This window comes from Neorhizobium tomejilense, assembly GCF_964254135.1.
Taxonomy (GTDB): Bacteria; Pseudomonadota; Alphaproteobacteria; order Rhizobiales; family Rhizobiaceae; genus Neorhizobium; species Neorhizobium tomejilense.
This window is the reverse complement of the sequence record NZ_CAXUSO020000002.1, coordinates 1,142,805-1,155,854: the sequence shown is the minus strand read 5'-3', so window position 1 is coordinate 1,155,854 and position 13,050 is coordinate 1,142,805. Positions and strand designations below refer to the sequence as shown.

General features: G+C 61.8%; 12 protein-coding genes. 3 read left to right on the top strand and 9 right to left on the bottom strand.

Annotated elements, in window-relative coordinates; genetic code table 11:
* Positions 1-3: 3 nt before the first annotated feature.
* The 8 genes from ACSQ3G_RS28165 to adhP form a co-directional block, all read right to left on the bottom strand.
* The gene (locus ACSQ3G_RS28165) at positions 4-1,149 is read right to left on the bottom strand and encodes an ABC transporter permease (RefSeq protein ID WP_436112614.1); all 1,146 of its coding nucleotides are present in this window, start codon (positions 1,147-1,149) and stop codon (positions 4-6) included.
* Complete coding sequence (locus ACSQ3G_RS28160) at positions 1,146-2,393, bottom strand: efflux RND transporter periplasmic adaptor subunit (RefSeq protein WP_436112613.1); 1,248 nt, start codon at positions 2,391-2,393, stop codon at positions 1,146-1,148. The genes ACSQ3G_RS28165 and ACSQ3G_RS28160 overlap by 4 nt, the downstream gene beginning before the upstream one ends.
* A 130-nt stretch (positions 2,394-2,523) precedes the next feature.
* Positions 2,524-2,808 (bottom strand): hypothetical protein, encoded by a 285-nt coding sequence (locus tag ACSQ3G_RS28155; protein WP_436112612.1) that lies wholly within the window; start codon positions 2,806-2,808, stop codon positions 2,524-2,526.
* Positions 2,809-3,064: 256 nt separating this feature from the next.
* Complete coding sequence (locus ACSQ3G_RS28150) at positions 3,065-4,177, bottom strand: ABC transporter permease (RefSeq protein WP_436112611.1); 1,113 nt, start codon at positions 4,175-4,177, stop codon at positions 3,065-3,067.
* 3 nt (positions 4,178-4,180) lie between these two features.
* A complete protein-coding gene (gene rbbA, locus ACSQ3G_RS28145; protein ID WP_436112610.1) occupies positions 4,181-6,949 on the bottom strand; it encodes a ribosome-associated ATPase/putative transporter RbbA in 2,769 nt (922 codons plus the stop codon).
* Positions 6,946-8,055: an HlyD family secretion protein gene (locus ACSQ3G_RS28140; protein WP_436112609.1), complete on the bottom strand. Its 1,110-nt coding sequence runs from the start codon at positions 8,053-8,055 to the stop codon at positions 6,946-6,948. Before ACSQ3G_RS28140 ends, rbbA begins: the two co-directional genes overlap by 4 nt.
* Positions 8,056-8,249: 194 nt before the next feature.
* A complete protein-coding gene (locus tag ACSQ3G_RS28135; protein ID WP_436113217.1) occupies positions 8,250-9,290 on the bottom strand; it encodes a bifunctional enoyl-CoA hydratase/phosphate acetyltransferase in 1,041 nt (346 codons plus the stop codon).
* Positions 9,291-9,330: 40 nt separating this feature from the next.
* Positions 9,331-10,368, bottom strand: a complete 1,038-nt coding sequence (gene adhP / locus ACSQ3G_RS28130; RefSeq protein ID WP_436112608.1) for an alcohol dehydrogenase AdhP — start codon at positions 10,366-10,368, stop codon at positions 9,331-9,333.
* A gap of 203 nt (positions 10,369-10,571) precedes the next feature.
* On the opposite strand from adhP, the gene ACSQ3G_RS28125 reads away from it, so the two are divergent.
* The 3 genes from ACSQ3G_RS28125 to ACSQ3G_RS28115 all read left to right on the top strand — a co-directional run bounded on the left by ACSQ3G_RS28125 (position 10,572) and on the right by ACSQ3G_RS28115 (position 12,204).
* Positions 10,572-11,162: a TetR/AcrR family transcriptional regulator gene (locus ACSQ3G_RS28125; protein ID WP_436112607.1), complete on the top strand. Its 591-nt coding sequence runs from the start codon at positions 10,572-10,574 to the stop codon at positions 11,160-11,162.
* A 74-nt stretch (positions 11,163-11,236) separates the two neighbouring features.
* Positions 11,237-11,509: a hypothetical protein gene (locus ACSQ3G_RS28120; protein ID WP_436112606.1), complete on the top strand. Its 273-nt coding sequence runs from the start codon at positions 11,237-11,239 to the stop codon at positions 11,507-11,509.
* A 119-nt stretch (positions 11,510-11,628) separates the two neighbouring features.
* Positions 11,629-12,204, top strand: a complete 576-nt coding sequence (locus ACSQ3G_RS28115) for a DUF308 domain-containing protein (RefSeq protein ID WP_436112605.1) — start codon at positions 11,629-11,631, stop codon at positions 12,202-12,204.
* 80 nt (positions 12,205-12,284) lie between these two features.
* On the opposite strand, the gene ACSQ3G_RS28110 is transcribed toward ACSQ3G_RS28115, so the two are convergent.
* A complete protein-coding gene (locus tag ACSQ3G_RS28110; protein ID WP_436112604.1) occupies positions 12,285-12,926 on the bottom strand; it encodes a dihydrofolate reductase family protein in 642 nt (213 codons plus the stop codon).
* Between the last annotated feature and the right edge of the window lie 124 nt (positions 12,927-13,050).

The following is a 13,050-nucleotide window of genomic DNA, read 5'->3' as shown; positions in this document are numbered from 1 at the left end:
ATCCTACCCTGCAGCGGAGAGTGCTTCGGCGGGGTCCACTTTCAGCGCGAGCCGAATGCCCAGGGTGCTTGCGGCAAGGCAGACCACGATCGTGATAACGAATACGGCCATAACGCTCTCCGGGTCGAACACGAGCCGCCGCGGGAAAAAGGGCCTGAAGGTAAAGACAAGCGCGAGCCCGGCGACGTAGCCGGTAATCCCCAATGACAGGGATTGCTGAACGATGAGGCCGATGATGGTGCGATCAGGCGCTCCGACAAATTTGAGCGTGGCGATCGACCGCACCTTGTCCATGGTCATCGTGTAAATGATCAGCGCGATGATGACGGCCGATACGATGACCAGCAGAACCATGATCAGAAGCTGCTGCTTGCGCGCCTTTCCGATCACGAACTTACTCAGAAGGGTTTCCTGCTGAGCCTGCGTGAGGGCCGTCAGGTGTTTCCACCGCGAGAGTGCTGCTGCCGTCTCGGTGACCGGGATATGGGGTGACACCTTGGCGATGACGGCATTGATCTGGTCGTTGGTTTCCATGGATCCGCTGCGCGCCTGCTCGCGCCGCGAAGCCGGGGGCGCCAGTTCGAACTGGAGCGCTTGCGCGTCGCGCAGGGTGATATAGGCGACGGGATCGCCGGATGATGTGAGTTCGTTCCGCATCAGGCCGACAACGGAAAACTTGTGATCTCGGGTTCCCAGCAGGACCTCCTGGCCCAGCGCCAGACCGGCGGAAGCATCGACGATCATTTCATAGTGGCCGCGCAAGATGTCGCGGCCGGCCGAGAGTTGACGTGGCCCGCCGGGTCTGCCCGGCTCAAAGCCGATGAGAAAGAGGCGGTGTGGAACGCCGTTCAACTCCGTCTGGACCGACTGGTAGGTGACGGACCCGGCGCGCTGGACGCCATAGACCCGGCTAACCAGTTCTCTGGTGTCGCCCGGAATACGCGACGATTCGGCGAACGGCCCATTGGTCCCGGCCTCAACCACCCAGAGATCTGCATTGGCCGCGCGGGCCTGACGCAATGCGTCATCGATCAGGCCGCCATAGACGCCGGTCATCATGATTACGATGCCAAGGAGCAAGCTTAAGCCGAAGTTGGTCAGCAAAAAACGCAGGAGATTGTGCTTGATGTCCCGGTAGGCCAGATTCATCGACTTGTCCCTTCGGCGACCTTCGCTGCACGGCCGATGCGCAGTCCACTGCGCAATGTCGTGAGGACGAGGGTGTGCTCGGGGACACCACCGGCGATCTCAATACGACCGTCGAGCAGCCGGCGCCCAAGTGTCACGTTGCGCTGCTCCAGGAATCCATCCTCGACGGTCCATACGGTCCCCTGATTTTTGCCGAGGCCGATGATGGCCGCCTCCGGGACCAATAGGGCCTGCGGAATCCGAACGGTCGTGATGTGGGCTTCAGCCTGCTCACCGAGATACAAGTCGGCTGGCGGCGTGTCGAACGTGATCTCGACCCGCCGCTCCTCGTTGATCCGGTCGCTTTCCGGCTGGATGCGCGCGACGTGGCCGGCGATACGCCTGCCAGGCTGAGAACGCAGCACGATCTCGGCGGGTTCGCCGACGGTGATCTCGCCGGCCTTGCTCTCGTCGACGTAAGCGAGCGTCCACACGGTCTTTGGGTCGATCATCGTGAACACCGGTTCTCCGGCGCCGAGCGCCGAGCCGAGTTCCCTGAGGCGCGTGGTCACCATGGCATCGTAGGGTGCCGCGAGGGTGTAGAAGTCCAATATGGTTGATTGCAGTTGCTGTTGCGCTTTGGCGTCGCCAATATTGGCCTTGGCCACCAGGAGATCGCTTTCCGCCAGGTTCACATCGGCCAAGGCTGCGTCCTTTGCCGCTTCTGCCGTCTGCGCCGCTTCAAGCGAGGTGGTATTGCCCTTTAGCAGCGATTGCCGGCGCTCATTGATGCTCTTGGCATTCGCATGGTTCACCTGAGCCTTTTCGACGCTTGCAGCAGCTCTTTGAAGATTGGCTTCGGCCTGTTGGACCACCGCGTTTGCCCGAGCGACCTGTGCGTTCTGCTCACGGTCATCAAGACGGGCCAGAACCGCGCCCTTGGAAACGCGATCGCCGACATCGGCGCGCAAATCGACCACTACGCCAGACACCTTGAAGCCAATCCTCGATGTCACCCGCGCCTCGACCGTCCCGAGGCCGAAAACCTGCACGGGCACGTCTTGCTCGGTGCTTGCGACTTGAACTTCGATCGGGCGCAGGAACATCGCCCATGCGCCGAATCCTGCGCCCATGGCAGCGGCCAGCAGGATAGAGAACGCGTAGACACGAGCGGATGGTCGCCGCGTCTTTCCGATGGCTTGGACCTGTGCCTTTTCGACGACTGAAGGGATCTCCTTCATGATCGGCTTTGGAACTTCAAGCATATGCGTTCCCTGCGGTAAGGATGGAGGCAGCTCATGCTATCTTTGCTGCGCCTTGGCCGCGGCACGCGCAATGATCTCGATCAACTGCGGCGTCTGTTGGTTGGCAGGATTGCGGCGCGCCTGCTGCCGCTTACCTTGGCGGGAACGCCGCATGCCAAGTTCGGACGTCCTCCGACGTCACGTGGACGTGCCCGCCGGAATCGAGCAACCTTTCATCGAATTTCGCACTGGCGATCCGGCTGAAGACGTCGATGTATTCCTGTAATCTGAATTCGTCCACGCGAGGGGGATCGGCAACTGCCTCGAGCGCCTCGCGGGCAACGATGACGATCTGATCGCCGACGCCCGAATCCATCACGAGCCGGCCTTCGTCGCCGGACGACATCAGGAATCCGGATTTCAGTTTCAGTGGCATGACACCCTCCTTCTCTGTTTCCTGCAGAGTAGTGATTGGGAAGGTATCGGCAGTGACGTAGATCAACGCTCAATTCTCGAAGCCGCAAAAGCCTTTTTCGAAGGCTTCCAGGTCGTCACCGTACTCGCCGACGCCTGGCCGGATCACAATCGGCTCTAAGGGTCACGATGGATCCCACTGTCAGCATCGTTTCTTGGATTAGGTCCAGTGTAGGACCGCGGTAGGGCTGTCCTCGATGTTCGTCAACGGACCGCTCTCATCGCAACGACCGACGAAATCCGAGCAGCGAAAACACGAAGAGGCCTGCAGAGATGCTCGCGAGCCAGAGGAACTGCGGCCAGACCACCGAGAACCCGGCGCCGCGATAGAGGATCGCCTGGGCGAGCAGGATGAAATGTGTGTTCGGCGCGGCAAGCATGATCGTCTGGATCGCTTCCGGCATGCTTTCGCGGGGCGTGGTCGCGCCGGAGAGGATTTGCAGCGGCAGCAGCACCAGCATCAGCAGCAGGCCGAACTGCGGCATTGAGCCCGCAAGCGTTGCAAGCGCGATGCCCATGGCCGTCGCCGCCAGCAGGTGGAGCGCCGCCCCCGCCATGAACAGCACGATCGATCCTTCGATCGGAACCTTCAGCAATCCCTGCACCACGAAGATCAGCGAAAGCAGAGTGGCAACGAACACCACCAGCCCCATCGACCAGACTTTTGCGGCCATGATTTCGAACGGCGTCAAAGGCATCACCAGGAGATGCTCCACCGTTCCGTGTTCCCGCTCGCGGATGAGGGCGGTTCCGGTCAAGATGATCGCCAGCATGGTGACGTTGTTGATCACGTTCATCACCGATGCGAACCACATCTGGTTGAGTTGGGGATTGAACCGGGCGCGCAATGCCAGATCCACCGACGGAATACGATCATCAATATCCGCGGCGGCAAAACCGGCGACCTCGGTCGAGACGATGTTCTGCACGTAGCCGGATCCGGAAAACGCCTGGGTCATTCGGGTCGCATCGACATTGAGCTGGACGACCGGTGCTTTGCCGGCGATCAGGTCGCTCTGGAAATTCGGCGGGATATCGAGCGCGAACGTGTCGGTGCCGGCATCCATGCGGGCATCCATCTCGCCCGCGGTGATCATTGCCGGTGGCTTGAAATAGGGCTTCAGGAAAGAGTCGGCGATCCGGCGCGAGAGCGGCGAATTGTCCTCGTCGACGATTGCGATCGGCGCATTGTTCAATGTTTCGGGAACGGCTTTTGCTTCCGTATAGACCGCGATCGTGAAGGAATAGACGATCAGTCCGAGCAATATCGGGTCGCGCAGCAGGCCGCGCAGTTCCTTGACCCCGAGATGGAAGATATTGGCGAGCCGCATCCGTCACCTTGCCTGTTTCTTGAGAAAGACGGCACTTGCCGCAATCAGCAGCGGCGCAGCGACGATGAGCGGCAAAAAAGCCCCGAACAGATTTTCGAAGCCAAGGCCCTTCGAGAAGGTTCCCCGGGAGATGATGTTGAAATAGGTCGTCGGATAGATCTGGCCGATGGCCGCCCCGATGCCCTGAAGCGAGGAGACCGGATCGATCATGCCGGCGAACTGCACGGCCGGTATGATCGTCATCAGCGTCGTCCCGAAGATCGCGGCGATCTGGCTCGACATGAAAGTCGAGACGAGCAGGCCGAAGGCGGTCGCGAAAGCGACATAGAGAAGTGCTGCCGCCGTGAAGGCAGCTAAGCTGCCGGTGAACGGCACCTGGAACACCAGGATCGCAAACAGCCACAGGAGCACCGCGTTCATCATGCCGAGTGCCAGATAGGGAAGCTGCTTGCCGATGAGGAATTCGAGCCTCGTCACCGGCGTCACGTAGAAATTGACGATCGAGCCGAGTTCCTTCTCCCGCACCACCGACAGCGCCGCGAGCATCGCCGGGATCAGCAGAAGCAGCAACGGAATGACGGCCGGCACCATCGCCACCAGACTTTCGATGCCGGGATTGTAGCGGAAACGGGTCTCGATCGAGAACTGTCCCTTGGCGGCATCGCCGTAGATCTCGCGCGCCTTTTGCGCCAGCCAGTGGGCATGCATGCCCTGCACGTAGCCGCGCGTCGTTTCCGCCCGTTGCGGCATGGCGCCGTCGATCCACGCGCCGATCTCGACGTCGTGGCCGCGGGCGACATGTTCCGCGAAACCGGCGGGAATCTCGATCGCCAGCTTCAGCGAGCCGTCGCGCATGCGCCGGTCGAGGTCGGCATAATCGCCGAGCGGCGGCTGCTCGATGAAATAGCGGGAACCGGCGATGTCGGCGGTATAGTCGCGGCTGGCGACCGTGTCGTCCCGGTCGAGAACCGCGAATGTCAGGTCCTTGACATCCATGTTGATGCCGTAGCCGATCACGAACATCAGGATGACGCTGCCGATCAGCGCCAGGGTGGCCCGGATGGGGTCGCGGCGGATTTCCAGGGTCTCGCGAAGACTGTAGCTCCAGACGCGGCGCAGGTCGAAGGCGCGGTGCGGCCGTGCTCCGGCGAACTTGCGCCCGAAGTCCGCCGTCGAGGGCGTCGATGCGGATGAGGAGGCGGCCGTCCCGCCGATCGCATCTTCGAGATAGGCGATGAACGCTTCCTCCAGCGTTGTGGCATAGCGGCTTTTGCGGATCGCATCGGGCGTATCGCTCACCAGCACCTTGCCGGCATGCATCAGCGATATGCGGTCGCAGCGCTCAGCCTCGTTCATGAAATGGGTGGAGATGAATATGGTGACATGGTCTTTGCGCGACAGCTCGATCAGCGCCGCCCATAGCTGGTCGCGGGCGATCGGGTCGACGCCCGAAGTCGGCTCGTCGAGGATCAGAACTTCCGGCGAATGGATCAGTGCTACCGCCAGCGAAAGCCGCTGCCGGACACCGAGCGGTAAAGCGTCAGGGAGCGTGTCCATGACCTCCGCAAGCTCGAAACGCCGGCCCATTTCCTCGATCCGGGCCGGGATCGTGTCGGCCGGCAGCTGGAACAGCCGCGCATGCAGGTCGAGGTTCTGCCGGACCGTCAGCTCCGTATAGAGCGAAAAGGCCTGGCTCATGTAGCCGACACGCCGCCGGACATCCATGTCCTTCGGATCGACCGTCTTGCCGAACAGCTTCGCCGTGCCCTCGCTCGCCGGCAGTAGGCCGGTCAACATCTTCATCGTCGTGGACTTGCCGCAGCCGTTGGAGCCGAGGAAACCAAAGATCTCGCCCCGGCGGATGCGGAAGCTGACATCGTCCACTGCGGTGAAATCGCCAAAGCGCATCGTGAGGCCTTCCGCCTCGATGGCGAAATCAGCCTCGGTGAAGTCCGCAGGCCGGATCGCGACCGCGTGGTGGGCAGCGCGTTTCTCTTCGGGCATAAGCTGGATGAAGGCTTCGTCGAGAGTATGCGCGCGGGTGCGGGTCAGAATCTGCCGCGGCGTGCCGGTCGCCAGCACTTTTCCGGCATCCATGGCCGCCAGCCAGTCGAAGCGCGCCGCTTCCTCCATATAGACGGTTGCGACGATCACGCTCATCTCCGGCCGCTCCCTCCGGATATCGTCGACGAGGCTCCAGAACTGCCGGCGCGACAGCGGATCGACGCCGGTGGTCGGCTCGTCGAGGATCAAGAGGTCCGGATCGTGGATGAGCGCGCAGCAGAGGCCGAGCTTCTGTTTCATGCCGCCCGAAAGCTTGCCGGCGGGGCGATCCTCGAAGCCCGACAGGCCGGTGCGCCTCAAAAGGTTCGCGATCCGGTACTCCCGTTCCTCGCGGCCCTGGCCGAACAGGCGGGCGAAGAAATCGGCATTTTCGAACACCGATAGCGTCGGGTAGAGGTTCTTGCCGAGCCCCTGCGGCATATAGGCGATGGCCGGGCAGGTGCGGTCGCGGTGACCGGCGCTGCGCATGTCGCCGCCAAGCACCTCGACCTCGCCCGTCTGGACCTGGCGTGCGCCGGAAATCAACGACAGCAGCGAGGATTTGCCCACCCCGTCCGGACCGATCAGGCCGATCATACGCCCTGCCGGCAGGTCGAGGGTTATGCCGTCGATCGCGCGCGTCCCGCCGTACGAATGGCTGACGTCCTTCAACCGCGCCACATAGGCCGGTTCCGCCGGGATGCCCTTCGCCTGCTGCTCCGGGCTCATGGGGTAATCGGCCGCGACAGCGCCGCCGGCCACTCTGCGGCGGGATCGAGCTTCACATAGGTCCGGCCCGGTAGCCCGGTCTTGACCTGCGTGATGTATTTCTGAAGCAGTTCCGGAGAGACGCGCGCCCGCAGGCGAAACATCAGCTTCTGTCGTTCCTCTTCGGTCTCCACCGTCTTCGGCGTGAATTGCGCGACATCGGACACGAAGGATATCCGGGCCGGAATGACATATTGGGGGGCGGCATCGAGAACGATGCGAGCGTCGCCGCCGATCGGGACGCGCCCAGCTTCCCCGGTCGGTAGGAAGAAGGTCATGTAGACATCGCCGACATCGAGGATGTTGAGCACACGGCCGCCGGCGGCGACCACTTCGCCCGGCTGCGCCACAAGATATTGCACCCGTCCGTCGCGCGGAGCCTTGAGTTCGGAATCCCGCAGATCGGCGTCGATCCGCGCGACGGTTGCCTGCACCGCCTCGACCGCGGCCTCGGCATCCACGACCTGAGACTGCGCCGCGCCGATCGCCGCATCGGTTGCGGCAAGGTTGGCTTTGGCGGCCGAGACGGTCGCCACTCCTCCCTCGACCCTGGCGCGGTCGTCGTCCAGCAATTGTTCGGAAACCGATCCGCTGCGGCTCATCTGCTCGCTGCGGGCAAGCCGCTTGCGGGCCGATTGCAGCTGGACCTCGTTCTGGGAGACGGTTGCGGCCGCGGCTTCCTTTTCCGCCTGGCGCTGGACGACGAGGCTTTTCGCGGTTTCAATGGCGATCCTGGCCCTAGCAAGCTGGGCTTCCGCCTCGCGCTTCTGGGCGGCGAGCTGTTCGATATCCATGCGGGCGACGACTGCGCCGGCTTTGACCAAGTTGCCTTCCTTCACCAGAATATCGGAAAGCCGTCCGGCCGTCCGCGCCGCGATATCAATCTCGACTGCCTCGATGCGGCCGTTTCCACTGGCGATGCCCGGCATTGCCTCTGCCGAAAGTCGCATGTCGTAATAGCGCCACGCGAAATACCCAATACCCGCAGCGGCGATGATGGCGAGGCCAAATTTCAATTTACGGCTCAACACAGGCTCTATTCCTTTCAGATGGGAACAGGTGTTCATCGGCCATTCCCGGAGGAGCCACCTTGACCGCGATCAATCTAAGGCGGGCCGGCTCGCTTCGAGGCGCGTTTGCAGTTGGCGCTGCCGTTGAACAAGGATCGGCTTACTCAAGGATAAACTCCGGTCATGCGCGAGGTGGCAGGCCGCCGGCAATCAAATTCAACGTCCAGCTCGAGCGCGCCGCTCCCTTTGCATCACAGAGGCATCCCCGCTTCAAGTCGTTTCGCAGCGCTGAGCCTCGCAAGAGCGGCCGACGCCGTTCGAACCTTTGCCGGGTCTGCGCGGCTTGTCAGTATGATCGGAACCCGGGCGCCGAGGACCAGTCCCGCAGCGTCTGCACCGGCGAAATAAATGAGCTGCTTGGCCAGCATGTTGCCGGCTTCGAGATCGGGAACCAGCAGGATGTCTGCATGCCCGGCAACTGGAGAGGCAATGGATTTCGCTTGCGCGGCCTCGATGCTGATTGCGTTGTCGAAGGCGAGCGGCCCGTCGACAACCGCGCCTTCGATCTGCCCGCGCGCGGCCATGACGGTCAAGGCCGCCGCGTCCAGCGTCGAAGGCATCTTGCTGTTGACTGTCTCGACGGCGGCCAGCACCGCCACCAGCGGTCTTTCGACGCCGAGAAGATGCATCAGGTCGACGGCGTTCTGGCAGATGTCGCGCTTCTGATCGAGGTCCGGCTGGATGTTGATTGCCGCGTCGGTGACGATCAGCAGCTTGTCATAGGCCGGAATGTCCATGACGTAGACGTGGCTCATGCGCCGGCCGGTCTTCAGTCTTGACGCCGGCGCGACCACGGCCGACAGCAGTTCATCGCTGTGCAGGCTGCCTTTCATCAGGGCGGCGACTTTGCCGATTGCGGCAAGTTCGACGCTGCGGTCGGCTGCGGCATGGCTGTGCTCGACAGGCTCGATATCGATGCCGGCGAGTGAAAGTTCGGCGGCGTCGGCTATCGCCCTGATCTTGTGCTCCGGGCCGACCAGGACGGGATCAAGCAAGCCCTGTTCCTTGAGTTCCACGGCGGAACGCAGGGTTTCCGTCGAACACGGATGGACCACCGCCGTCCGCATCGCCGGCAGTGAAATCGCTTCGCGGATGATGGCCTCGTAACGGCCGTGATGTCTGAGCATGATATCCACGGGATCGACCTGTTCCTCTCGCCGAGAGCGCATGAGAGGGCGCCCACGGTGACCTGTGTCGCCTGGAATGGCGTCGCTTTCCTTGACGCAGCTCAATGTGCCGACGCCGCGATCTGCGAACTGTCGTGTATGATGATCAGGATGCAGATGAGAAATCCAGCACCATACGCCCGTCAATCTTACCGTCCTTCAGGCGTGCGAAGATGTCGTTGATGTCTTCGAGCGGCGCCTTGTGGATCTCCGCCTTGACCTTGCCCTCGGTGGCAAAGGCGATCGCCTCATCAAGATCACGCCTTGTCCCGACGATCGAGCCGCGCACCGTGATGCGTTTGAGTACGACGTCGAAGATCGGCGTCGGGAACTCGCCGGGCGGTAGGCCGACCAGGCTGACCGTTCCCTTGCGTCTTACTATCCGGAGTGCCTGGGAGAAAGCTGGCGGCGAGACGGCGGTGACCAGCACGCCATGCGCGCCGCCGCAGGTTGCCTCCAGCGTTTCCTCGACGGCGGTCAACGAGCGGGCATCGACGGCGAGATCGGCGCCGAGGCGGAGGGCAAGCTCCAGCTTTTCCGGGCTGACGTCGAGCGCCACCACATGGAAGCCCATCGCCTTGGCATATTGAATTGCGACATGGCCGAGCCCGCCGATGCCGGAGATTGCCACCCACTCGCCAGGTTTCGCCTCGGTTTCCTTGAGGCCTTTGTAGGTGGTCACGCCGGCGCAGAGGATCGGTGAGATTGCCGCGAAATCGACGTTCTGCGGCAGTCTTGCGGCGAAGGCGGCGGATGCGATGACATATTCGGCAAATCCGCCGTTGCAGCTATAGCCGGTATTGTGCTGGTGCTCGCAAAGCGTCTCCCAGCCGGTCTCGCAATATTCGCATGCGAGACATGTGTCGTGCAGCCAGGCGACGCCGACGGCGTCACCTTCCTTCAATCCCGTCACGCCCGGGCCGAGCTCGACGACAATGCCGGCCGCCTCGTGTCCGGGAATGAACGGCGGGCTTGGCTTGACGGGCCAGTCGCCATCGGCGGCGTGAAGGTCGGTGTGGCAGACGCCGCAGGCCATGACCTTGACGAGGATTTCGCCTGGGCCCGGTACGGGCACCGGCACGCATTCGATCGCAAGTGGCCTGCCGAATTGATGCACAACAGCGGCTTTCATCGTTCGCGTCATGTTCGTCTCCTGTCGTGGAAGGCATGAATGCCGCAACGATTATCCCGGATAAGGGCCGTTTCATTGACCCAGCGCAATCGCGGGGCCGATGGTTTGGCCTTGGGCGGGCGCATCAGGAAATTGATGACACCAATGCAATTCCTGCAGACGATGTCATCAACTTTGCCGTTGACAGTCTCCCTACTAGAAGGTAGACAAAAGGAATGAGCAACCTTCTGACAACCGCCGACGAAATCCTTGCTTCTGCGCGAACCTTGATCATGAGCGGAGGCTATAACGGTTTTAGCTATGCCGATATCGCCGGGATCGTTGGAATCCGGAAGGCCAGTATCCATCACCATTTTCCGAGCAAGGTCGATTTGGTTCGCACGCTTGTGCAGCGATACCGTGAGGAGGGGGAGGCAGGCGTGGCGGCGCTGGAGCAGAACGTGCAGAACCCGCTCGAACTCCTCAAGATCTACACGGGCTATTGGGCCCAATGCATTGAGGACGCGAGCAGGCCTTTTTGTGTTTGCGCTCTGCTTGCGAGCGAGCTGCCATCTCTACCGCCGGACGTCGCAGCAGAAGTAAGAGCTTTTTTCCGCTTTGTCTCGACGTGGCTGACCTCGGTCATGGAGCGCGGCTCACAGCAGGGGGCTTTGAGGCTTTCGAGCGAGCCTCGCGTCGAGGCGGAAGCGTTCATGGCATCCGTCCACGGAGCTATGCTGTCCGCGCGTGCCTACGGCGCCCCGGAAGTGTTTGCCGCCATTCTGGCGCCCACTCTGGAGCGTCTGTCTCCGACGGTCGTCCAATAACGTTCCGGGCGGAGACAAACCGCCCGGGGGATCTCTACGGCCAAGGAAACTACCAACTAGTAGGAAGGATTGGCATGATGAGGAATATTCTCCCCGCCCTCGTGCTCGGGCTGTCTGTTGTCGCATCGCAGGCCTATATGGCGGCGCCTGTCCATGCCGAGGACGTAAAGGCCGGGCGGCTTAATGTCCGCGGCAGCATCGTCAACTACGGCGGGTCCAGCCTCAAGGTGAAGACCCGCGAAGGAGAGACCGGCGCTGTCGTCTTCGTGCCTGCCGAGAAGGCAGCAACCGGCCTCGTCGCTCACCAGCTCCTTGTCGGAAAGAATGGCGTGGTTCCCCCGATGTAAACCACGTCGTCGTCGCTGGTCGGATCGGCCCGCCCTACCGGTTCGACCGGCTGCTTGCGATCTCCAATACGCCTCGGGCGTGAAAAGCCAATTTATTCAAATCAGATAAGGATCTCACCATGGCAAACTACCAAACGAGCTTCGCCGTGAACGGCAAGGATTATTGGTTGAAGCGATACTATTTTGCGCGAGCCGCCTTCTCCGTTATCTGGGTCGCGGCAGCATTGACGGTTGGCCGCCAGTCCTTCTCCGCAGCGGCGGTCTTGCTGATCATCTATCCCGCCTGGGATGCTGCCGCCAACTACGTCGATGCCAAACGAAACGGCGGTCTGGCATATAACAGGAGCCAGGCGATCAACGTGGCGGTCAGTTCGGTGATGACCGTTGCGGTCGTCGTCGCTCTCACAATGAGTATGAACTGGGTGCTTGGCGTTTTCGGTCTCTGGGCAATATTTTCCGGCCTGTCGCAGCTCAGCACAGCGGTTCGGCGGTGGAAGACAAGCGGGGGGCAGTGGGCAATGATCCTGAGCGGCGGTCAGTCCGCCGTGGCGGGCGCATTCTTCATCGCGCAAGCGCTGAAGCCCGACGCACCTTCAATCGCCAATGTTGCGGGTTATGCTGGTCTCGGTGCCTTCTATTTTCTTGTCTCAGCCGTTTGGCTTACCGTCAGCCATATGCGGCAGAAGACTGTCTGACACGGTTGTGCCTGCCGATTGCTGAACAGGGGTATTCTCGAACATCCACTTCGCAAATCACCCAGGTCACAGGCGAGCGGCTAGCGTTGGAAGGTCAGGTGGACGGTGCCACTCGGTGCCGTTTCTGCCTTGACTGTACAGCCAGCTTCCAAGCCGCGCAGATCGTCCCACAGGCGTATACCGCGCCCCAGCAAAATCGGAGTGATGGCAACATGAAGACGATCGACAAGGCCCGCCTTGAGGAAGTCGCGAACGACGGTGGGGCCGCCGCCAACCCGCACGTCCTTATCGCCCGCTACACTGACAGCCCGCTGGAGCGCATCAGCAGGCGTGGTATCGATGAAATGAAAAGTCGTCCCGCCGGCCATCTCCAAGGAAGGCCGCGGCCTGTGAGTAAGGACGAAGACCGGAACCCGGAACGGTGGCTCGTCGCCCCACCAGCCACGCCAGTTCGGATCATCGGGAAAGTTGTGGAGTCCGAACATGCCAGCGCCCATGATCTCGGCACCCACATTATCGAAATACTCCTTCGCGTATTCGTCGTCGACACCTGTGGTCCCCGCTCCCGTCGTATCCTTTAACACACGCTCGCGGAACGTTTGCGTTGCAGCATATGCTCCGACGAGACGCGGCCAGTCCTCGCCGAACGGAGCTTCGGGCGTCTGGTCCGTCGTTGTCGCGAAACCATCGAGCGAGATCATGAGATCGACACGAACTACCACTGGAGTCCTCCTTGTGAGTGGCTGCATAACCGCTCCATATCAAGCGGGCTAGATACTAAGGTATGTACCTTTGTATCCAAGGCCGAACACTAAGGCAAGTGCCTTTCTGTCCTTGACCAGAGCC